The organism is Porphyromonas sp. HMSC077F02, from assembly GCF_001815465.1.
GTDB lineage: Bacteria > Bacteroidota > Bacteroidia > Bacteroidales > Porphyromonadaceae > Porphyromonas_A > Porphyromonas_A somerae.
The window spans coordinates 68,757-90,207 of record NZ_KV820630.1 but is presented as its reverse complement, the minus strand read 5'-3'; the positions used below and the strand labels follow the sequence as shown (position 1 = coordinate 90,207).

The 21,451-nt window shown below is 47.1% G+C and carries 17 protein-coding genes and 1 pseudogene; 11 read left to right on the top strand and 7 right to left on the bottom strand.

Going from position 1 to position 21,451, the window contains the following annotated elements; all coding sequences use genetic code 11:
* Positions 1-398: 398 nt before the first annotated feature.
* Genes HMPREF3027_RS01150 through HMPREF3027_RS01135 form a run of 4 tightly spaced genes read right to left on the bottom strand, consistent with a single transcriptional unit; the run spans position 399 to position 2,704 of the window.
* The gene (locus HMPREF3027_RS01150; protein ID WP_018028626.1) at positions 399-1,097 is read right to left on the bottom strand and encodes a GNA1162 family protein; all 699 of its coding nucleotides are present in this window, start codon (positions 1,095-1,097) and stop codon (positions 399-401) included.
* Positions 1,094-1,447, bottom strand: a complete 354-nt coding sequence (locus tag HMPREF3027_RS01145) for a DUF4810 domain-containing protein (RefSeq protein WP_018028627.1) — start codon at positions 1,445-1,447, stop codon at positions 1,094-1,096. Before HMPREF3027_RS01145 ends, HMPREF3027_RS01150 begins: the two co-directional genes overlap by 4 nt.
* A 2-nt stretch (positions 1,448-1,449) precedes the next feature.
* A complete protein-coding gene (locus tag HMPREF3027_RS01140; RefSeq protein WP_018028628.1) occupies positions 1,450-1,800 on the bottom strand; it encodes a hypothetical protein in 351 nt (116 codons plus the stop codon).
* A gap of 4 nt (positions 1,801-1,804) precedes the next feature.
* Positions 1,805-2,704, bottom strand: coding sequence for a CsgG/HfaB family protein (locus HMPREF3027_RS01135; RefSeq protein WP_070706403.1), 900 nt, complete (start codon positions 2,702-2,704; stop codon positions 1,805-1,807).
* A 234-nt stretch (positions 2,705-2,938) separates the two neighbouring features.
* Here HMPREF3027_RS01135 and HMPREF3027_RS01130 point away from each other — a divergent pair, with 234 nt between their 5' ends.
* The 6 genes from HMPREF3027_RS01130 to crcB are packed head-to-tail and all read left to right on the top strand — an operon-like array spanning position 2,939 to position 6,984.
* Complete coding sequence (locus HMPREF3027_RS01130; RefSeq protein ID WP_070706402.1) at positions 2,939-3,541, top strand: hypothetical protein; 603 nt, start codon at positions 2,939-2,941, stop codon at positions 3,539-3,541.
* Between the two features lie 7 nt (positions 3,542-3,548).
* Positions 3,549-4,271: a 16S rRNA (cytidine(1402)-2'-O)-methyltransferase gene (rsmI, locus tag HMPREF3027_RS01125; protein ID WP_070706401.1), complete on the top strand. Its 723-nt coding sequence runs from the start codon at positions 3,549-3,551 to the stop codon at positions 4,269-4,271.
* 8 nt (positions 4,272-4,279) lie between these two features.
* Entirely contained in the window at positions 4,280-5,161 is an 882-nt protein-coding gene (locus HMPREF3027_RS01120; protein WP_070706400.1) for a coiled-coil domain-containing protein, read from the top strand.
* A 6-nt stretch (positions 5,162-5,167) separates the two neighbouring features.
* Entirely contained in the window at positions 5,168-5,878 is a 711-nt protein-coding gene (locus HMPREF3027_RS01115; RefSeq protein WP_070706399.1) for a YjjG family noncanonical pyrimidine nucleotidase, read from the top strand.
* Positions 5,875-6,594, top strand: coding sequence for a murein L,D-transpeptidase catalytic domain family protein (locus HMPREF3027_RS01110; RefSeq protein ID WP_070706398.1), 720 nt, complete (start codon positions 5,875-5,877; stop codon positions 6,592-6,594). Before HMPREF3027_RS01115 ends, HMPREF3027_RS01110 begins: the two co-directional genes overlap by 4 nt.
* 12 nt (positions 6,595-6,606) lie before the next feature.
* Positions 6,607-6,984, top strand: coding sequence for a fluoride efflux transporter CrcB (crcB, locus tag HMPREF3027_RS01105; RefSeq protein ID WP_070706397.1), 378 nt, complete (start codon positions 6,607-6,609; stop codon positions 6,982-6,984).
* Positions 6,985-7,197: 213 nt separating this feature from the next.
* Here the strand turns inward: crcB and HMPREF3027_RS01100 are convergent, their stop codons facing one another.
* Entirely contained in the window at positions 7,198-9,354 is a 2,157-nt protein-coding gene (locus HMPREF3027_RS01100) for an elongation factor G (RefSeq protein ID WP_070706396.1), read from the bottom strand.
* A 797-nt stretch (positions 9,355-10,151) separates the two neighbouring features.
* Here HMPREF3027_RS01100 and HMPREF3027_RS01095 point away from each other — a divergent pair.
* The 5 genes and pseudogenes from HMPREF3027_RS01095 (at position 10,152) to HMPREF3027_RS01080 (ending at position 17,826) form a co-directional block, all read left to right on the top strand.
* Complete coding sequence (locus HMPREF3027_RS01095; RefSeq protein ID WP_070706395.1) at positions 10,152-11,903, top strand: thiol-activated cytolysin family protein; 1,752 nt, start codon at positions 10,152-10,154, stop codon at positions 11,901-11,903.
* Positions 11,904-11,925: 22 nt separating this feature from the next.
* Positions 11,926-13,593 (top strand): thiol-activated cytolysin family protein, encoded by a 1,668-nt coding sequence (locus HMPREF3027_RS01090; RefSeq protein WP_070706394.1) that lies wholly within the window; start codon positions 11,926-11,928, stop codon positions 13,591-13,593.
* Positions 13,594-13,638: 45 nt separating this feature from the next.
* Entirely contained in the window at positions 13,639-16,320 is a 2,682-nt protein-coding gene (locus HMPREF3027_RS01085) for a C10 family peptidase (protein ID WP_070706393.1), read from the top strand.
* Between the two features lie 591 nt (positions 16,321-16,911).
* Positions 16,912-17,082 (top strand): annotated as a pseudogene (locus HMPREF3027_RS09725) (helix-turn-helix domain-containing protein); the annotation flags it as partial.
* Between the two features lie 111 nt (positions 17,083-17,193).
* Positions 17,194-17,826, top strand: coding sequence for an IS256 family transposase, variant Zn-binding type (locus HMPREF3027_RS01080; RefSeq protein ID WP_246830503.1), 633 nt, complete (start codon positions 17,194-17,196; stop codon positions 17,824-17,826).
* Between the two features lie 207 nt (positions 17,827-18,033).
* On the opposite strand, the gene HMPREF3027_RS01075 is transcribed toward HMPREF3027_RS01080, so the two are convergent.
* Together HMPREF3027_RS01075 and HMPREF3027_RS01070 are read right to left on the bottom strand one after the other, a co-directional pair.
* Positions 18,034-19,611, bottom strand: coding sequence for a calcineurin-like phosphoesterase family protein (locus HMPREF3027_RS01075; RefSeq protein ID WP_070706392.1), 1,578 nt, complete (start codon positions 19,609-19,611; stop codon positions 18,034-18,036).
* 40 nt (positions 19,612-19,651) lie between these two features.
* Complete coding sequence (locus HMPREF3027_RS01070; protein ID WP_070706391.1) at positions 19,652-21,448, bottom strand: RagB/SusD family nutrient uptake outer membrane protein; 1,797 nt, start codon at positions 21,446-21,448, stop codon at positions 19,652-19,654.
* Between the last annotated feature and the right edge of the window lie 3 nt (positions 21,449-21,451).

Below are 21,451 nucleotides of genomic sequence, written 5' to 3'. Positions count from 1 at the left end.
ATTCATTCCGCACCCTATGCGGAATATGTGGACGTTATATCATCGCATTCCTGAAAGTGTAGACACTCCGCCTCCTCTATTACTGAAAATGTAGACACTTTAAGGGAAAATGGTGTGTTCTAGATTCGGTTGTCCGACCCCTTAGTCGGGGTCGTAAGGGTGTTTTGTACATCGTTATACACAGGTCTTCGGCACTGCGTGCCTTGACCTGTGCCTATTTAACACGGACCCCTCAGCCGGGGTCCTCCCCCTTTAGACACACCTATGAATACCCTACGGTATGACCTCTTATAATGCGTAGCCCTTGTATTGCGAGTGGTTTTTGGTCAGGCAGTAAAAAGTAATAGGGCTCATAGAAACCTATGAACCCTATTACGAGTGTTAATGTGTCTCTGTCGCTAGAGCTTTACACGACCTGTAATATCCTTTTGCCCTGCTGGGGTATCTTGGTCTTGGTCGTGAAGGGGAGCATATTTCCCATCAGGAATGTCAGAAAGGATAAAACCATTTGCTTTGCGTGCAGCCACTATGTTGTCGGAAAGGGCTGTTGCTACTGCATTTGCTACCAAGTTAAGTAGCATACTACTGGTGTTAGCCACCTTACAATCTACGGTAACATCAGCACTTCTCTGAAAGAGTACTTTATTATCCTTGGTAGATTTTAAGATGTATTCAATATTCACATCCATAGTATTTGTAAGCACAATCTTCTGCCACTTATTTATTACAGTAAAGAGCACGGCGTCAGCTGTGAACACGTTATTGAATGGCTTTAGGCTACCGTCAATAAATAATTCAGCATCTTCTGCGCTTTCACTTTGTAAAAGTTCTTGAGCTAATAGTGGTGAAAAGACGTAGTATCCTCTCTCTACAAGAGGGTGGAAAAGTGAAGCATACACCGCCTCTTTAGCCTCTACTTTATTTGTCTTGTTGATCGGAGGCATTACTAGTATGCTTAAAGGTTTCTGGGCGTATAGCTCTTTGTATACCTCCCCTTTCTTGCCATAGTTGGCAGTAAGCCCACATGATGAAAGTAGCAATAGCAAGCTCAGAAGCGAAGCTATTGAAAAGGCTAGTCTATTGTAGTGAGTTTTCATTTTTCAAACTGCTTAATTATCCTTGTAATAAATACTTTGCTCTCTGGGTATAGCTCAATCTCTTTTTTTAGGAGCTGTAGTCCCTCTTCTCTTTTCCCCTGTTTGATAAGGAGATACCCATATTCTGCACATATTCCAGGCTGGACCATTTTTCGAGTGCCATTTGGGGTGTTTATAAGGCGTTCGTACTCTTTAATAAGGTGCTCTTCGCTTTTGGGCGTTCTGTCCTTAGTGAAAGTATGAACAGCATTGTCATAACCGTACCAAGAATATAGGGTTTTTGTAGTGCTACAGCTACAAAGGGAAAGTGTCAAGATTACTGGTAGCAAAAAAAGAATTAAACGTTTCATGTTTATCGTAGCTCTATCAATTTAGTTTTTCTAGTTGATAAAAATATCTTGCCACTATAGAGCACCCTTCCCTCTTTGCTCTTAACAGCAATGGAATAAGTGCCTGGCTTAAGATAAAACTGTGGCTTCTTCCCCTCGCTCCCTTTTGTCTGTATTACCTTTGTCTCTGTGGGGTTACTACCATTAATGGTTACTACCACGGTTTCTTTAACAAGGGTCTTGTTGTCGCTAATTATCTTTAAATAGGCCTCATCAGCCAAGCCCCCTGTTGCGGAATTTACGGTGCCACAGGAAAGGAGAGCGACTGCTAGTATGGCACTCAATGCGAGGCCAATCCAATTCAAATGCTTCATTTTTTTATCTTATTTCTTGTATATAATAATCCGAGAGCTTAGAGCCGTCAATAGCTCCTTCGACGATATTGACTATGGAGAACTCAGTCATCGGAGTGTCTCCCAAGGTCATTTGCACCTCAATGGCTCCCACTTTTTTACCTGGAAGTTCAATCATAGCACCTGTCTGAGGGTTCTTCACCCTTTTTCCTTTTGCGTAGATGTCAAATCTATCGCCTGCAACAAGTCCTTGAGAGGCTCCCCCAGCAATGATAGTTCCGTCGTCATCCATGGAGATTATATAGGTACGCCAAGGCTTGTCTGCACATTTATTGATAATGTTCTCTACTAGCTGATCTATAGCAGCAGAAATTGCTTTGTCGGCTAGAGAAGCATCATACCCACTTACGCCCCCCATTCCTAGAGTGGACTTGCTAGTGGTATTGGCATACCCTTTAGCCTCCTCAGAATAGGTTGCGACCCCAGTAGCGACATCAACCAGCCTAAGGTTCACTCCAGCCTCTACCTGCTGGGTCTTTTTGGCAGTTAAAAGGCCTACTTCGCCAGAAGTCTTACGTCCGAATTCTGTTACTGAACCGAGGATCACATAGTCGGCAGTTACCTTGTTGTCGTTGTTGCCATCGGCAATCTCTTTTGCGATTGCTTCGGCATCAGAGCGCTCAACGAGGATGAATTTACCTGAAGCAATTAATTTTGCGGTTAAGATGTCTTGAGCCTGCTTGGCGATTGGATCATTCTCACGGTCATAAAAGATGCCTTTGCCATATTGGGTCTCATTAGAAAACCTCCCGATAGCGACTTTCCATTTTAAGCTCCTTCCTTCATTTTCTTGACCATAGAGGTGTAGACCTCCAGATAGAAGGAGTAGAAAGACTATCCATACACGATACGATACATTTCTCATAAGTACTTAATTATATGATTTGTGTTTCTTATTTCCTTGTGCAAGTCACCACTTTTTTGGAAATTGAACACATTAATGTCCTAACTTATTAAATTGATTTAAGTGATTTCTTTATTGGAGTAATGGAGCGCCTTATTAGGAGGACGAAGGGGGTGGCGGTGGAAATGCGGGTATTCGGAAAATTATGTGTACTTTTGTGCAGTATAATAGGGAGTTTGATAAGTCACTGAACGTATGGAGTACAATAAAGAGGCAGAAGGGATATTGCAGAGAATCGATAAGATGGCTGACGACTTGCAGCGACTTCGTAGAGAGGTGGCTCAGCTCCTTGTGAAGCATACCGAGCTATGTGCCAAAGGCGAGTCGACTGAAGCGGGTTCCACAGAAGCACCTAGTGGTGAGCGAAGTGAGATATCCTGTATCTCGAGCCTTGAGGAGCTCTATGCTCGGGACTTTGAGAGTGATGACGAGCCGACGGAGCATGAGCCAATCGCTTTTGAACCAGTTGGCGAGCCGATAAAGAACGAAAAGGAGAGTAGCGACTCTCTGGACGATCTCTTCGTTAAGGCTGGCTCGGAAGAGGCGATGGAGGACCTCTTTGAGGCACGTAAGGGCTTTGACCTGCTCTCCAATCTGACCATTGCCGATCGTTACCTCTTTGCTAATGAGCTCTTTTTTGGCGATCAGGCGGCGTTGGAGGATATGCTACGTGAGATGGAACCTCTGAGCAGTATGGCCCATGTGGAGAGCTATCTCTACGATGTGCGTAAGCTGGGGCGTGATGAGGAGGTGGTGAAGCACCTATTGGAGTTTGTTCAGGAGCATCGTTGTAAGTAACAAGCCTATGGTCTACCCACTAGTCGTCATACCTACCCCTGTGGGGAATATGGAGGATATTACGCTGAGGGCGTTGCGACTGCTGAGGGAGGCGGATATGGTCTATGCTGAGGATACGCGGACCACTGCCAAACTCTTTCAAGCCCACGATATACAGGCACCGCTCAAGAGCTTTCATATCCACAATGAGCACTCTGTAGCGGGGGAATTGGCAAGTAGAGTGGAGCGGGGCGAGCGGGTAGCTTTGGTCTCGGATGCGGGTACGCCTGGGATTTCCGATCCTGGCTTTATGGCGGTGCGGGCCTGCTTGGAGCGGGGACTTGAGGTGACTTGTTTGCCAGGACCAACTGCTTTTGTACCTGCTTTGGTGGGCTCGGGTTTGCCTTGTGAGCGCTTCTTTTTTGAAGGTTTCTTGCCAAATAAAAAAGGGCGGAAGACGCGGATAGAGGCTCTAGTGGAGCGTGATGTGACAACGGTCCTCTATGAATCACCAAAGCGCTTGGTGAAGCTACTGGGGGAGTTGCAAGAGATTGTGGGCGGTGACCGCCAAGTGGTGGTTGCTCGTGAATTGAGTAAAAAGTTTGAGGAGTTCCACCGCGGAAGTGTGTCGGAGCTTCAGAGTTATTTTGAGGAAAATGAGCCACTAGGCGAGATAGTGGTGATGGTCGCCCCCCAAGAGAAGCAGGAGAGCGTCCATGTGAATAAGTATAAAGAGCATAATTTTAGATAACAAACAGTATGAAACATCTTTTTTCATTGGCGACTATCGCCGCAATTGTTATGGTAGGTCTGTCTTCTTGTGACGGTAAGGGCTCGTCCTATACCAAGCTACAGCAGAGCTACGATTCGCTCCTAGTTCAGAACACCCGTAGCCAGCAGGAGTTGGAGAGTGTGCTGGGACTAGTAATGGATGTGGAGCAGGAGATCAATAAAGTTTCGAACGCTGAGAATAAACTCCGTATGGGGCAGGCAAGTGGTGAATTTACTGAGAACGACCGGGAGCAACTCCTCTCGGATGTCCGCTCTATGACTGCCTCTTTGGAGAAGAATAAAGAGGAACTAGCAAGGAAGCTGGAGGACCTGAAGCGCAAGGATATCAATATCTCTGCCCTTAATAAGAAGATCAATATGCTGCAGCAACAGATTGTACAGAAGGAGAATGCCATTACCCACATGACGCAGTTGCTAGCCTCTAAGGACTCCTTGATCTTGCAACAGGGTCAGCGAATCAGTGAGCTAGATGAGACCACTGGTGCTCAGGAGACGACGATTGCCCTACAGGATAAGACCATCTCGGATCAAGACCGTAAGCTGCACCGAGCACACTACTGCTTTGGTACTCACGAGGAGCTGAAGGAGCAAAACATCATCAGTAGTCGCTTCTTGCGCTCCGATAAGGTGCTTCCTGAGGGATATAATAAGGATTATCTCATCACCATTGATATCCGTGAGGTGAGGGAGATTCCTCTATTCGCGCCTAAGGCCAAGGTGCTTACCGAGCACCCAAGTAGCTCGTACGAATTGATTAAGGATGGTAATAAGAATATGATCCTCAAGATTAAGGACGTCGATAGCTTCTGGAGCTTAGGTCGCAACTTAGTGGTAGAGGTGAGTCTATAAACCAAGGTGTACAAGACCATACTGATAGACCTAGACGATACGCTCTGGGCCACTCAGCAAAATAATAAGGAGGCTATCCATCAGCTCTACCTCGAGGAGGGGTGGGCTGGTGGATATGCCTCCTTTGACCATTTTTGGTCGGTCTATTGGCCGAGCAATGAAGCTCTGTGGCATCAGTATCGACACTCGGAGATTACTAAGTACGAGCTTACAATAGAGCGATTTCGCCGACCCCTCGAGGCTATTCGACACTTTACAGAGGAGGAGATTCTCCGCTTCAATGACCGCTTTCTGCACCTCTCTTCGCATAAGGAGGGGGTGGTAGAGGGGGCTATTGAATTGCTTCAATACTTAAAAACTCTCTATAAGGTGGTGGTGGTCTCTAATGGCTTTACAGAGGTACAGCGGCGTAAGATGGAGGTGTCGGGCATTGCTCCCTATATCGATGTGACAGTGCTGAGTGAGGAGGTGGGGATCAGCAAGCCCTACAAGGGGATATTTGACCAAGCACTTAGCAAAACTGGTACGCGACGGGGTGAGGCGATCATGATTGGCGATAGCTGGGACGCCGATATTTTGGGTGCCCAGAATGCCAAGCTACCCAGTATCTGGTTCAATCCAGAGCAGCTCCCTTTTCCAGAGCAGTCGCTACGCTATCCAGTCACCGAGGTGACTCGACTTGATGAGATTCCGGCATTACTACGACAAACGATATGAAAAAGAAGATAGTATTCTCCACCCTTCTACTCTTTTCGCTCGTGATGATGAGTGGGGTAGAGCCTCGTAGGCAAGGCCGCGAGCTTCCTGATGAGGTGCCTGTAGCTGAGGTGGATAGTTGTGCCTTGCTCTATAGTCAGTTGGGCTTGGAGGGGAAGGTGAGTCCGAAGGCTTTTAGAACCGCCTATCACGGCTACTACAAAGTGACGCAAAGACACAAGGAGCTGCTTACGCTTATTGACTTCACCAAGCCCTCCAATAGTGAGCGACTTTATGTAATTGATATGGCGGAGGGGACAATGCTCTTTGAGAGTGTGGTGGCACACGGTAGAAATAGCGGTTCGCTCTATGCCACTGACTTCTCCAATCGAAGCAATAGCCACCAAAGCTCGCTCGGCTTTTACCTCACAGGGGAGACCTACAGGGGGAGTAATGGTTACTCACTTCGGCTTGATGGGCTGGAGAAGGGCTTTAATGACAATGCCCGAGCTAGAGCCATCGTGATTCACGGCGCCAAGTATGCCAATCCCTCTATCTGCAGAGGGGGGCAACGACTGGGTAGGAGCTTCGGTTGCCCTGCCTTGCCGGAGCAACTCAATCGTCCGATAATTGATGCGATCAAAGGGGGCAGTGTTCTCTTTATCTATGCCGAAGATCCCAATTACCTCTCCCAAAGTCAGTTGGTGGGGGAAGGCAATTCTGCCCATATTAGTTAACTCTATTCGGTGATGGATTACCTATTAGTTGCCTTAGGGGGTGCCTTTGGTGCCTTCTCGAGATATGGGCTTTCGTCGCTTTGGTCCACGCACATCACTACCGCTCCATCGTGGAGTGGTACGCTACTGATCAATGTAGTTGGAGGGTTCCTCATCGGGGTGTTTTATGCCCTTTCGCAGCAAGAGGGTGCCACGTGGGGTGGGTGGAGCCTGCTCCTGATAACTGGCTTTTGTGGCGGTTTTACCACCTTCTCCACCTTCGGGCTAGAGCTCTTCCACACCCTCTCAGAAGGGCATTACCTCTCGGCACTCCTCTATGTGCTCCTCTCCGTACTTCTCACCCTCTTAGCCGTAGCCGGAGGCATCTCAATCATCGGCATCAAACATTAACTGGTAGAGACTGTTGCACGAAGGCGATCTACTGCGTTGCTTTCGGAATTCGGTCTAGGTCACGTACGTGAGTACGCTCCCTTCGCCCTCATCCTCAGCGCCTTATATCTCATCCTTCGTGCAACAGTCTCTGGTAGATATAGAAACTCCGCCACCTGTAGGCTTAGACCTGTAGGTGGCGGAGTTGTTAATTATGCTCCTGAGGGAAGGGGATTACTCCTCCTCGTCGGTGTGGTGAGCCTCGATGAGTGCCTCTTGGATATCTCCAGGCACTAGTTCGTAGCTTGCAAACGTCATGGTGAAGGAAGCTCTACCGCCGGTAAGCGAACTGAGGGCAGTGGAGTAGTTGGAGAGCTCCTTTAGAGGTACCTTAGCCTTGATCTCCTCATAATCGGCCTTACTATCCATACCCATGATGATGCCTCTGCGTCCCTGTAGATCGCTCATCACATCACCCATATAGTCGGCAGGCACCGCTACCGTTACGTCGTAAATCGGCTCCAGAATCTTAGGCGCTGCATTGCGGAATGCCTCATTGAAGGCGTTGCGACCGGCTAGCATAAAGGAGACCTCATTACTATCTACAGGGTGCATCTTACCATCATAAACGATCACACGCACGTCACGGGCATAAGAGCCGGTTAGTGGCCCTTGCTCCATACACCCCATAATTCCCTTAAGGATAGCTGGCATAAAGCGGGCATCGATGCTACCGCCCACAATGCTATTCACAAAGACTAGCTTGCCACCCCACTCGAGTGGAATCTCCTGAGTCTCCTTAGGATTGATCTTGAACTCCTGGCCATTAAACTTATAGACGCTCTGCAATGGTTGACCCTCGGTATAGGGCTCTAGGATCAGGTGAACCTCACCGAATTGACCAGCACCACCCGACTGCTTCTTGTGACGATAATCGGCACGAGCTGTCTTCGTGATGGTCTCACGATAAGGGATACGAGGCTCAAGGTACTCAATCTCAATCTTCTCATTATTCTCCAAGCGCCACTTGAGCGTACGTAGGTGGAACTCTCCCTGTCCGTAAACGATCAACTGGCGGAGCTCCTTGCTATGCTCGATGATCCAAGTAGGATCCTCATAGTGCATACGGTGCAGTGCCTCACTCATCTTCTCAGAGTCGGCCTCATTCACCGCCTTAATGGCACGGCGATACTTAGGAGCTGGGTACTCCATTGGTGGGAAGGTATAGCTAACGCCCTTGGCATTCAGTGTATTCCCCACACGTACATCCTTTAGCTTCACCACCGCACCAATATCTCCTGCATGAAGGACACTTACTTTGGTACGGTTACCACCTTGAGGTGTAAAGAACTGGGTGAGTCGCTCCTTGGACTCGTTACGGTCTTGATTCACAAGGTCGACACCCTCTGTAAGGGTACCACTCACTACCTTGAAGTAATCAACCTGACCGATATGTGGCTCCATAGCACTCTTGAAGAAGTAGAGCGATACAGGAGCATTAGAGTCGGGCTTCACCTCTGTGCCGTCACTAGCTACGATAGGCTTTACTTTCTCTGTAGTAGGCACTACATTCCCTAGGAATTCCATCGTCCTCCGAACGCACATATCCTTCCCCGCACTCACGCAGAATACTGGGTACATATCTCTATTGATAAGGCCTTGGCGGATCCCTTCGCGCATCTCATCCTCTGTGAGGGTACCAAGTTCAAAGAACTTCTCCATCAAAGTCTCGTCATTTTCAGCTGCCGCCTCAATCAGAGCTTGCTGATACTCCTTCGCCTTATCCATTAGCTCATTAGGGATATCTAGCACCTCAGGCTTGCCACCCTCTGGTCCCCACTGATAGAGTTTCATCTTCAGCACATCCACAATCTGATTGAAGTTAGGCCCTGTAGTCACTGGGAATTGTACTGCTACTACCTTGGTGCCGTAGTGCTCTCTGAGCTGATGATAGCTATTCTCAAAGTCGGCCTTTTCGTGATCCAGCTGATTGATGATAAAGATCACCGGTTTTTGGAAACGGCGGGTCTGCCTAAATTGATTGATCGTCCCCACCTCTAGCCCTTGCTGAGCATTGATCACCATCAGGGCACAGTCAGTCACGTAGAGTGCACTTACCGTACCGCCGATAAAATCGTCCGAACCAGGACAGTCTATAAAGTTGAGTTTCTTATCTTGCCACGGTACAGAAAATACACTAGTAAATACTGAGTAGCCATAATCCTTCTCCACAGGGAAGTAGTCACTCACTGTATTGCCAGCCTCTACTGTACCGCGGCGCTGAATAGCGCCAGCCTCAAAGAGCATCGACTCTATCAGCGTGGTCTTACCAGAGCCCGAGCTACCGAGTAGAGCGATGTTGCGGATCTCATTTGTCTGAAATTCCTTCATGTTGTTCGTTTTTTAGATGGTTTGTATATTCTTGGTTTTCTGTATTCAGTTTGGTTGCGAACGGTCATTATATACGGTCTTCCCGCTATTTGATGATGTTTTTTCCTTCCGCTCCACAAGTTACGTAATTATTACGATATTTCCAATAGCTGCCCTTCCAAACACCGCAAGTTATTTCCTTTTGTAAGTTGTTACACATATATAATATATATAGGCTGTCAGACGAAGGTGATTTGAGGTGTCTCTTTAGAAATTTGTATTTGGTAAAGTAGATAGGTATACTTTTTGAGCTGGTAGTTCCTTGGTCTCTATCGTGAAAAAATCCCATTGGTAGTAAGCCAAAAGTTTAGTTGCAACTAAGCTTTTGCTGAGATGCAACTAAGCGATTGCTTTGTTGCAACTCAGTTGACGGCTATATATGGTGTTGAATATCAGTGGATTGCAAAGGTCGATTTTGTGCTTTGATATCAGCTCTATTTTTACTCTATTTTTCACGATTATTGCAAGAAACTACCTACTGATTTGCCTTAGGAATTATAATGTTTGGCTTGCAATTGATAAATAAAGGGAGTGCAAGACGCCTTTTGTTGTGTTAAATATGACAAGTTGTTAGAAACAAAGTTAATGTAAAGATGTATTCAAGTTATTTTGTGGTTATAATAATAATTCGTAATATTGTGCCACGAAGCTAATCATATCCATATTATCGCTTTATTGTTTTACATAATGACGTAAATTCGTATATAACGGCGTATTGTTGGCTTTGCTATTAAAAACAATTTTAACAACTATTGGTTATGAAAACACAACAATTCCTGACCTTTGTAGGTCTACAGAGGTGGTTACCGTTTATTGCGGTGCTACTGCTGTTGTCGTGTAGTAGGAATCAAGTGGCTCCTGAGGAGCCCGAGGTTGCTCCTACAGACCTTAGCCAGCTATCTCTAGCACCTGGTATGCTTAGAGGGGGTGATCCGATCGCCCCACCCGAGCCTATTGGTGAGCCTGGGGAGGGCGGTGAGGTTATCCCTACAGTTCGTGACGGGCTCAAGGGGGTCATCATTAGTCGCAGCTCTATGTACAGTGCTGGGGTAGTTTATAATGAGTACTTGCTCTTCAATCCTATGAGCAACCTAATCTATCCGGGCAATGTGCTAGTAGGTAACTCGATCAACAATGGCCGTTATCTGCCAGTAAGAGGGCAAAAAATAGGGGAAGTGACCTGGTCCAGCCCCGATATGGTGCCCCTCAATCCACAGGAGATGCGGTTTGTTAAGACGGTGAATGAGCCAAGGTTTAGCGACTATGCGAGCACTATGCAGGAGTGGCGTGGAACACCCCAATTGCCTACTTCAGCAGTGACTACCTTTGAGATGACTGAGGTCAAAGATCTCCGTGAATTCAGCGCTAAACTAGGGATGGGCTTTGAGAGTGAAAATGCCAAGGCAGGAATTGTATTTGAGGGTAAGAGAGGTTTGCTACGCACTCACATATTGGTGAAGTTTGTCCAGAAGCTCTACTCCGTTTCTATGGACCTCCCCAATCGCCAGCATCTACTCAGTGCCAGCCCCAACGCCCTTGGTGGGGTGATGCCAGTATACATCTCCGATGTATTTTATGGTCGTATGGGGTATGCACTCATTTCTTCCGACCATGATTATAGAGAGGTCTTAGCAGCTCTAGAGATTATGGTGCCTAAGTTCCACTTTGAGCTCTCTGCTAAGTACAAGAAGATTCTCGATGAGACCTTTACCCAGTATGTCTTTACCGGCGGTAAGTCTGGCGACCACGGTCTGTCTGTAAAGGAGGGCTGGGAAGGCTTTAAGCAAGGAATGAGTACCGAGCTCCTTCCTTCAGAGGCAGTACCCGTAGCCATCACCCTTAGGTATGCCGATGATAATTCTGTTGCTCGAGTAGTGCAGAGTGGTCAGTACCCAGTCACGGAGAGCTACTTCGTAAAGGATTGCGATGAGATCACCTTCTCATTGCGCCCTGCTCAGCTCAAGGCCAATGCTGGTACCAAGGACGACCTCCAGGTATGGGGTCACACAGTGCTTACCGTGCCACGAGAGCTATCGACCACGGGGGAAAGCACCGATTATCGACTAGTATGGATCCCAATGAGCAAGTATATAAAGCTCGATAAGCAGAAGCAATCAGGGCTTCCAAGTGCCGAGAACACCACCATTACCATTAAGCGTCCTGAGGGAATGAGTATGCAAGACTTCCTCAATCAGAGGGTTTACATCGATACGCACTTCTATAATACCAATGCAGCAGGTACCATTACTGGTGACGACCTCGGAGAGAGCAAGTACAGCATACGCCTACAGGATCTGCTCTTTAATGCAGTTCACCACTCCCTTACTGTTACAACGCGCAAAAATGCTAGTAGAGATTACTCTGCTACTGTGCTATTTGACCTTTTCCATGATGTTAAGGAGGTGGAAGAGGTACCCAACGGTTATACTTCTGTATCCTTTGGTGATGGAGAGCCTATTACTACTAGGTGTCTAGGTAGCCAGCCTCGGTCTTACTTTAATCAGAAATAACAATAATAAACGATAAGCAACTATGAAAAAGATATTTATTTCACTGCTATTCATCTTCGGTATGGTGATAGCACTTGCTAGCTGTAAAAAGGATAATATTGAAGTGCCTAACACCCCAGAGGAGACTCAAGATGCCTCTAATCTAAAGGCTCAGGTACGTGCCTTGCCTCTACCTGATGGTATGGATCAAGGGGAAGTTGGACAAAATCTTCCACCTCTTGATCCTATCGCTCCACAGATTGATGGCGAGGTAGTCGAGCCAGGTACCTTCGGTGGTCTGCATGGTATCTATATCACCCAGCGTAAGGTGTATAATTCGGGATTTGCCTTTGATGAGCTCTCTATATTCAACCCAGCAGGTAGCCTTATCTACCCAGGAAGTGTCTTTGTAGGTAGCTCTATCACCAATGGTAGGTATGTAAAGCTTCCTGGGACTACTGGTGAGGTGACTTGGAGTGCCATAGACCTTATCCCTGCCTCTCCTATGAATAACTATGTAGCCAGCTATATCAATCCTAAGGCTAGCGACTACAATCTTACGGTACAGCGTTGGTTTGGCTCACAAAACATGCCACTAGCAGCTACCACCGTATACGAAATCAACGAACTCTCTAGCTCTACAGAGATCGGGGCAGAGCTGGGTGTCGGTTACCAAAAGGAGGACCTTATTGCTAAGCTCAACCTAAGCACTTCACACCAAAAGATGAAGACCCACGTGCTCGTCAAGGCGATTCAAAAGGTATTTAGCATCGCAGTGGATATCCCTGACGGGTTTATCCTCAAGACTGCCAATGTAGAGGATATGGACGGAGTGATGCCTGTCTATGTATCCGAGGTATTCTACGGCCGTATGGGCTTTGCTGTTATCTCAAGCCAGCATGAGTATCACGATGTGGTAGCCGCCCTTAACCTCAATGTACCTACTGAGAATATTGATATCAATCTCCAAACCAAGTACAAGGAGATCCTAGATGCCTCTGTATCTAAGTCTCGTATCATCGGTGGCACCTCTCAAGAGCACGGATATGGTATGTCTATGGGTTGGGAAGGTTTCAAGAAGAGCCTATCAAGTCCACTTTCCGCCTCTTCGGCTAAGCCAGTGGCTTATACTCTTAGGTATGTTCATGATAATTCAGTAGCAAGAGTAGTCCTCACGAGTGACTTTGTTCGCAACGAGTCTTACTTCGTTCCAGATATGGATGAGCTAGTCCTTCGCTTTACTCCACGTACGCTGAGAGCTAAGTCGGATAATATCAAGCCTTTGTATGTACATGGTAAGGTGACTATCGCACTAGCAGGTGGTCGCGAGCAGACTATCTTTGAGCGTCCAGTGAATAACTATATCCGTATCGATGACCCAGAGCAAGATGTTGCACTTCCTGATACGGAGGGTCTCGAGGTGTCTCTTAAGCGTCCACAGGGTATGAGTATGGCCGACTTCCTAAAGATGGAGGTGACCATCAGTGGATACTTCGGGCATGCTGTAGCCAATGGTACTCGCAACCTTTATGACCTCGGCTCTGAGAGCACTACCTGCACCGTTCGCGAGCTGCTCATGATGGCGAATAGGGGAGCATTCAACTTCTTTACCCAAGAGAAGCGAACCAACCAGCGCGAAGCTAACCTAGTGCTCGATATCCAAGCTGATAACGGCATCCGCCAAGTAGATGGCACTATCTCTCAACTGTAATATTAATGTGAACTAAATAATAATTAACCCAAACAACTTTTGACTATGAACAGAAGAAGTTTTTTGTGGCTGCTGCTCATCGCAGGTCTATTCTTTGCCTCTGCCAGCCTATTGATAGGCTGTAAGTCGGAGGGAAGAGGAGTGCCTAGCGATGGTGACGACCAGCCCATTACCACTGAGGCACGCCACCTCTCCGTAGATGAGGCCAAGGCGATTGCCCTTAGGTTTTTTGCGGAAAATGGTGCTCTAAAGGGGGCTACTGATACCGATCAGATTTCGGGAATAGAATTAGCTTTTGCCGAGCCGACAAGTTCCACCGCTCTTCGGGCTGCTTCGTCTGATGCACAGACCGATGCTCAGTCATCTCTCCCAGCCTATTATGTATTCAATATCAATAAAGGCTTTGTGGTGGTCTCTGCGTGGAATGTCACCTTCCCTATCTTAGGGTATTCTGAGGATGGTAGCTTTTTCGGAGCAGAGCTCGCCAATGCTAGCGTAGAGGAGCGCCCAGCCGAGGCCTCCAACGTGCTTAGCTTCCTAGGAGCTTATGCCAGAAGCATTGACTCTCTCCGTCAGGTAACTCCTGTGACAAAGGCTCTCCGAGCAGCTTACGACCAAGCTATCAATGGCGTGGTGGTAGAGGAGTCGCTACGTGCTTATAATAATATTGCCCCATTGCTAGGCAATATCCGCTGGAATCAATCTCCCTACTACAATGAGTACATCCCATACGGTCATCCAGTAGGCTGTGTTGCTACAGCCACTACTCAGATTATGAGATACTGGAAGTATCCACCTCGTGGTACTGGCTCTCATACCTCTACCCACGATGGAAAGTATGCCAATTTTAATAAAGAGTACCTCTGGGATCAAATGCCAGCGGCTACCCTTCGCCAACGCAATCACCAAATTGCACAGCTCTCCTATGATGTGGCAGTGGGACTTAATATGATGTTCTCTGCTTATGGTAGCGGTACATGGCAGTACTACGTGCCAGGGTTATTGAGAGATCACTTCTATTACAAAAATACCATCCGTGATATCTATCGCTCCAATTATAATACGGCTCAGTGGACCAATATCGTCTACAATGAGCTAGCCAACGGGCGCCCAGTACAGTATGCTGGCTCGGGCAATGGTGGTGGTCACTCCTTTGTCTGCGATGGCTATAGCGGAGGCTACTTCCATATCAATTGGGGGTGGGGAGGTATGTCGGATGGATACTTCCTACTCCATGCCCTTGACCCCAACTCTCTCGGTACTGGTGGCGGTAGCGGAGGCTTTAACTATGGTCAGGATATCGTGATCGGCATTGAGCCTAATCAGAGGCCTAACCCCAACCCTGATCCCGATCCTACTCCTGAGACTGGCGACATCACTCCACTCAACATCAACCAATACAAGCAGATGCTCACCTTCCGTGGTGGCAATCGTGTAGATGTTGGTCGTGGCTATACCGCACCTATGGTCGTTTATCTCAAGGCAACTGATTGTAGCTACTGCGAGCATACTCAGCCAAGTGTGGAGCTATTAGCCCGTGAGTACAAGGGGAAGGTGAAGTTTTATAGCTTCGACGTGAACCCAGGTGGTCAATGGGAGCATTGGGATTTCATCACTCAGCAGCTAGGTATCAAGACGGTACCCGACCTATTATTTATCAGTAAAGAGGGTACCTTTGTACTCAAAAATGGTGTGATCGATAAGGGGCTTAATGCTGCAGGTGGAGCCAAGATATTCCGTCCTTATGTAGAAGCACTACTCCAAGGTGGCGGTGTAGATCCTACTCCTACCCCTTCGGGTGACTACTGCAAGTCTATGGGTAGGTATGCTCGGAGCACCTACATTGCACAAGTATCTCTTGCTAATGTCAATAACGTTACCCGTGGTGATACTGGTGGCTACAATTACTTTAGTAGCAAGGCTATTGAGCTAACGAAGGGGGAGAGCTATACACTCACCCTTACCCCAGGCTCTATCTATGGTAGCTACCCAGAGTACTTTAGAGTATGGATCGACTTTAATGGTGATAAAGTATTCTCGAGTGATGAGCTAGTTGCCGACTTTAATACCACTCAGTCCAATGTGGCAGCCTCCAAGCGGATCTCTATCCCAGCAGGGGCTACCAAGGGCAATACCCGCATGAGGGTATCCATGAAGTGGGGAGCTGCGGCCGAGCCTTGCGAGGTCTTTGACCACGGAGAGGTAGAGGACTATCTCGTAAATATCAAGGATAAGTACACGCCAACTCCTGACCCAACCCCCGATCCAACTCCCGATCCAACTCCTGATCCAGAGGATGACCCCTATCCAGTTTCCTACGGTAAGGACTCCAACTATGGCTATATCAGCAGTGTGTATATTGGCGATATGAAGAATAATTCACGAGGAGATAACTATGCCTCCTATATCAATACCCATCACATCACTGGTACTCCTGGACGAGCACTTAGCTATTCTTTGAGCCCATCATTCGGAACTCAGCAGACCTATTGGTGCTACTGGCGTATTTGGATCGACTACAATAAGGACGGTAAGTTTACCAATAACGAGTTGGTAGCATCAAGATACGGTTACCAGCAAGTGAGCGGGTGGTTTACCCTTCCTTACAGAATGGAGTCAGGGCTCTATCGTGTAAGAGTAAGTATGAAGATGAACGAAGGCTATCCAATGCCTGATGAGGTCTTCAATTACGGAGAGGTAGAGGACTATCGACTAAGAATCCGCTAACCCACTACCCTTTTAACTTACCCCGAGGGGGCTCCACCGCATTTAATGCGGTGGAGCCCCCTCCTTTCATCTTAACACCGAGCCTACAAAATACCCGCCACTATAGTAGGGTAAAATTCCAGTTGCAACTAAGCGATCGGCAAGTTGCAACTAAGCAAACGACGAGTTGCAACAAAGCAAATGCTTAGTTGCAACTCAGTTTTTGATTAGATAATACTATTGATTATCAGGTAGTTACAAAATCCCATCCCGAAAGCTTTTTCAGCCATTCCCAATGACCTATTTTCACAAGGGAATCCTTACCTACGAGGGTGCCCTATTTTGTCCATCTGCAGATGGATAAAATAGGGCACTGCTGAACGAAAATGAGACTTATAGGTCAAAATGGTGGGTGAGTTAAAGGTCTTTTCTAGGTATAGAGAGACAAATAAGGGTTTGAAAAGCTTTGAAGTGTTAAAAGTGAGCCAACGCGAATGTATAGGTCAAAACGGTGGGTGATACAGGGGGATAAGCCAGTGTTTATCGTATCTTTGAGCATTTGAAAAGGCGAAAAAATGAACCAAAAAATGTCCGAAGTGTGGGAGCCTCAGTGTGATTAGTCATGGACGCAGGGGTACACACAAGAGATATTTGTGCAAGAACTGTGGCTCATCGTTCACAGGAAAAAGGCACATAAGTAAGGAGCAGATATGGGACTTGTACCAGAGTGGCTTACCGCAGGCTAAAATCGCGGAAGCACTTGGAGTAAGTCCGAGCACGATAAAACGGAGACTTCAGGAGGTCTCAGTTGACTTTAAGACGCCCATATTAAGCGATGGAGTTATTCACATAGATGAGACGTATTGGGGTAGAAACCAAGGACTAATCGTTGCGTTGGACGATAAAAGTGGTTGCGTACTCTATCGGGAGTGGATCTCTCACGAAAGCAAAGTGGACTACGCAACATCCCTTAAAAAGATAGAGGAAGGGGGCTATAAGATATTGGCAGTGGTAACTGATGGAGGAGTCGGTCTTGATGTGGCACTGAAGCATTTTCCCACACAAATGTGCCAGTATCACTTTATCGCAATCGTCCGACGAAAACTTACTCTTCGACCCAAACTACCGGCGTCTCAAGAGCTTCTGGCACTTGCTATGAGTGTAGGAAAGATGTCCCATATCACATTCTGCTCGCAGCTCAAAAAGTGGGAGACCAAGTGGGATACTTTTCTCAAGGAGAAGACAATAAATGATGAAAACGGCAAATGGCAATACACGCACAAATCACTTAGATCAGCCCACTTTTCCTTTCGTCAATACCTCCCTACACTCTTTACTTACGAGGAACATCCGGATATACAGATCCCTAAAACCAATAACGCCATTGAAGGGCTATTTACTGCACTCAAAAGCCGTCTTAGAGCGCATAATGGAATGTCCCAAGCTCACAAGAAACGATTCGTGGATGGGTTTTTTAGGCATAGGGATATCGCCCAGTTTACATCCAAAAAAGAGGAGGGGCAATAGTACCCCTCCCCTGTCAGTGTAAACTGTTCTGACTCCATTGACCGTATCCCTCACCGGTTGCACCCCTGCAGAGCCGGCTACGTTTCAGGTCAACGAACAAAGGTATCTGTTTTTTTCTTCTACTTCGCCCACCATTTTGACCTATACGCCGAAAATGATCGTCTGATCCTTGGTTACCGAAAGGTGTGGTGGCTGGCGTTATGACCCCTACATGGTGCTATAATGCCCTTTGGCGGTATGTACTTTACCGAATCGGTCGGTAGCTCTCACCTCTACCTCATATAGTCCAGGAGCTAGCGATTTATCTAGCCTTCCGATCCAAATATGAGAGGATTCTATAGGTGAGGAGGGGCGCCTTCCCGATAGTTTTTCGGAGGTTGTATCCCATTTCATTACCATTTCGGTGAGAGAAGGATCGGCCATAGGGGTATGTCTCATCTTCTTCCACGCTCCGCCATTGATGCGATACTCTACGAGGTCATTCTCGTGACCCATAAAGAAGTTGGCGACAAAGTGGTAATTGCTACGCCCTTTGTGAGGTACTACTTTCGGGATAAATAGATTGATCTGATACTCGGATGGAGCGCCTGCTACCCGATACTCGAGGGAGTACTGGGTACCATTGATATTGAGGTAGGCATATCCTTGGGGTGTTCCATCGCGCATCATAGCACAGGGTAGCCCATCGGCATCGAGCTCGCCACTATACCAATCGCCTGAGGTGGTGCCTACATTGTATTCCCAAATGGTCTCCTTGCCTTTCCACCCATCTTCGGCTGTAATTGGCAGCTGCATTTGGAAGTGAGTGTGACCTGAGAGAAAGAGTACCTTGGGGTAGTCTTTCAGGAGATCCAGTAATTGTTGTCTCTCCTCCTCATTGCCGAAGGGCTTATCGTCGGCCGAGGTGTCTTTCAGCTGGATATGCTGTGCAATGACTATTAGCTTGTCCTTTGGCACGAATTGTAAGTTGTTCTTCACAAACTTAAGCTGATCCTCGCGGTATCCAGCGGTATAGCCTCGCCCTCCATTGGGGTTGGGGTATCTGATATCATCAAGGATAATAAAGTGTGTATTTCCATAGTTGAATGCCGAGTTGGCCAAGCCATACTCAAGCTCAAAACGCTCATCGGCGAGCCATTCATTGGGGGCATCGTAATTATGATCGTGATTGCCGATCACGTGGTACCATGGGAGCTCTAGAGCTGCTAGCTCGGCCTTATACCCCTTATTTAGTGGCAGTGAGTCGCCTACGATATCGCCTAGTGATATGCCGAATAAGGTATCCTCTTTCTTGACCACTCTATCTACTATGGAGCGTCCGAAGTAGTTGACTTCGGTATCTGTATAGGGTTGGGGATCGCCAAATAGGATCACGGAGTAGTCTACCGGCTCATCATACTTGGTGAGACCAAAATTGACCTCCTTGGGTAGTTGCCCAGTCTTTGGTACCCCAGGGTACTTAAAAGCATCACTCTTGCCCATAGGTTTGTGATGATAGAAGTATTGAGGGATAAATTGGTGGTCGGTAGGCACTTTGTAGCCAGCCGGTTTTATCACAAAGATGGTAGTATCGTCGCCAATAGGTAGCTCATAGCAACCTCTGCTATCCGTCTGTACCACGTCCACGCCATTAGAGACAGCTATTCCAGGGATCCCTTTCTCGCTACGATCCATGCGTCCGTTGGCATTTTGGTCTTCAAATACATATCCTGTCACCTTGTCTTGTGCTACGGTGCTTGTGGCTAGTAGCAGTAAGGTACCTATGGTTAGGGTTATTTTCTTCATATCTCAGTCTATTAATCTATTATGTAATCTTATTAGTTTGTCACTTATCTAGTCCATCGACCCATCCTGGATTTTGTGTCAGGTTGGGGTTGAGTGTCCTATCATCAATAGGAATAGGGTAGAAGTAGTCTCTTTGCTCATTGAAGCCATTTCTCTCTGAATTATGATGAGGGTTGAGATACCCTTTGTCACCACCTGTTAGGAATATCTTCTTGCCGATTTCCAAGGTGACTACCCCCTCCTTTTCCTTGGGCTTACCTTGTTGGCTTGTATATAGGATGGTATCAATGTTTCCATCGCCAGAGAGGTCATACTCTCCAGGGCCAGGAAAGTACATGCCGGTGATGGCTTGGTCAATAACGTACCCTGCTTTCCACCGCCTAATATCGTCAAACCTCAGTCCTTCGCGGTGAAGCTCAATAGTCCGCTCTCGGCGGATCTCTAGGATAACGCCCTTATTTGCACCTTCCACATTAGGATATCCTGTAATATCTGAGGTGAGATAGGGATCGGGAATAGCATTGGCATCGGCCATATTTATATTGGGGATTCCTGCACGGTCACGGATCACTTTTACCGTCTTATCCAAGTCCGCTTGCTCCAAAGTGCCTAGCTCTGCTTTTGCCTCTGCATAATTCAGCATCACCTCTGCTAGCCTGAATATGGGTAGGTCTACGTCCGAGGAGCCTGTGCGGTCGTTATTCCCGCTATTGGAGGCTGGATCTTGTACAAACTTAATAGGTTGATAGCCAGTTGGGGCAACGTTGAGATCCGGAGGGAGGATTTCCGATGTATTGATACGGGTATATCCTGGGGTGCGTATACTCTGAGCTAGTCTAGGATCGCGGTTAAGGACTTCTTCATTGAAGGTCATTGTCTCCCAACCGCTTTGATCCGTAAATCGAGACCCATCTTTCATCAGGAATGTATTGATAAATTTACGAGTGATGCCTGGAAGGCCTTGGGAAGGCTGAATGGTAAAGGCTGTGGTATTATTCCTAATACCGAGTGCATAGTCAAACTTAATTGCAAGGATGTACTCCTCTTTATTGGCATCGGGGGTTGCAAATAGCATGAGGTAGTCACGCTCGGGGTGTCCGGTATTATAGATCTTATAAGGACCTTTTTGGATGACCTCCAAGGCAGACTGCTCCGCGAGCTCTAGATAATACTTATAATCGTGCCCAGGTAAATTGATATTGTGGTACTTCCTAAAGGTTCCCTCAAAAAGTGTGACACGCGACTTAAGTGCTAGAGCCGACCACTTATTCACTCTGTAGACACTCTTTTTGGTTGGCAGGTATTTAATGGCATAATCAAGGTCTTCGATGATTTTGGTCATGATAAGCTCTCTCGAGTCTCTCGCTTTGTATAGCCCTTCATCCCCATCTTCCAAAGGCTTATCATACCATGGTACATCACCGAATCTCACCACCTTATCATAATAGAAGAATGCGCGGAAAAACTTAGCAACGGCCGAGTAATGGTTAACGGCCTCTTTATCTTCACACCGATCAATATATTCCAGAAGTGTATTGATGTCTCTGAGTACACCCCAGCTCCACCCTTTACCAGAGGCTGGCACTGTGCGACGGTTACCACCCTCCATCACCTCGCTAAGGATAGATTGTACCATAATATCGCTCTGCTTATCATAGGGGCTCTTATCTAAGATATCATCGTAAAATGGGTTGCTAAAGAGCTCCAACTCTGTTGCATTTTTGAAGTACTCTGGTTCTGTCATTTTATCTTTCGGAGATAGGTCCAGACCCTTACAGCTTGTCAGAGCTATTACGAGAGTTAGTACAGTTGCGAGCAATATATCTTTTCGTTTCATACT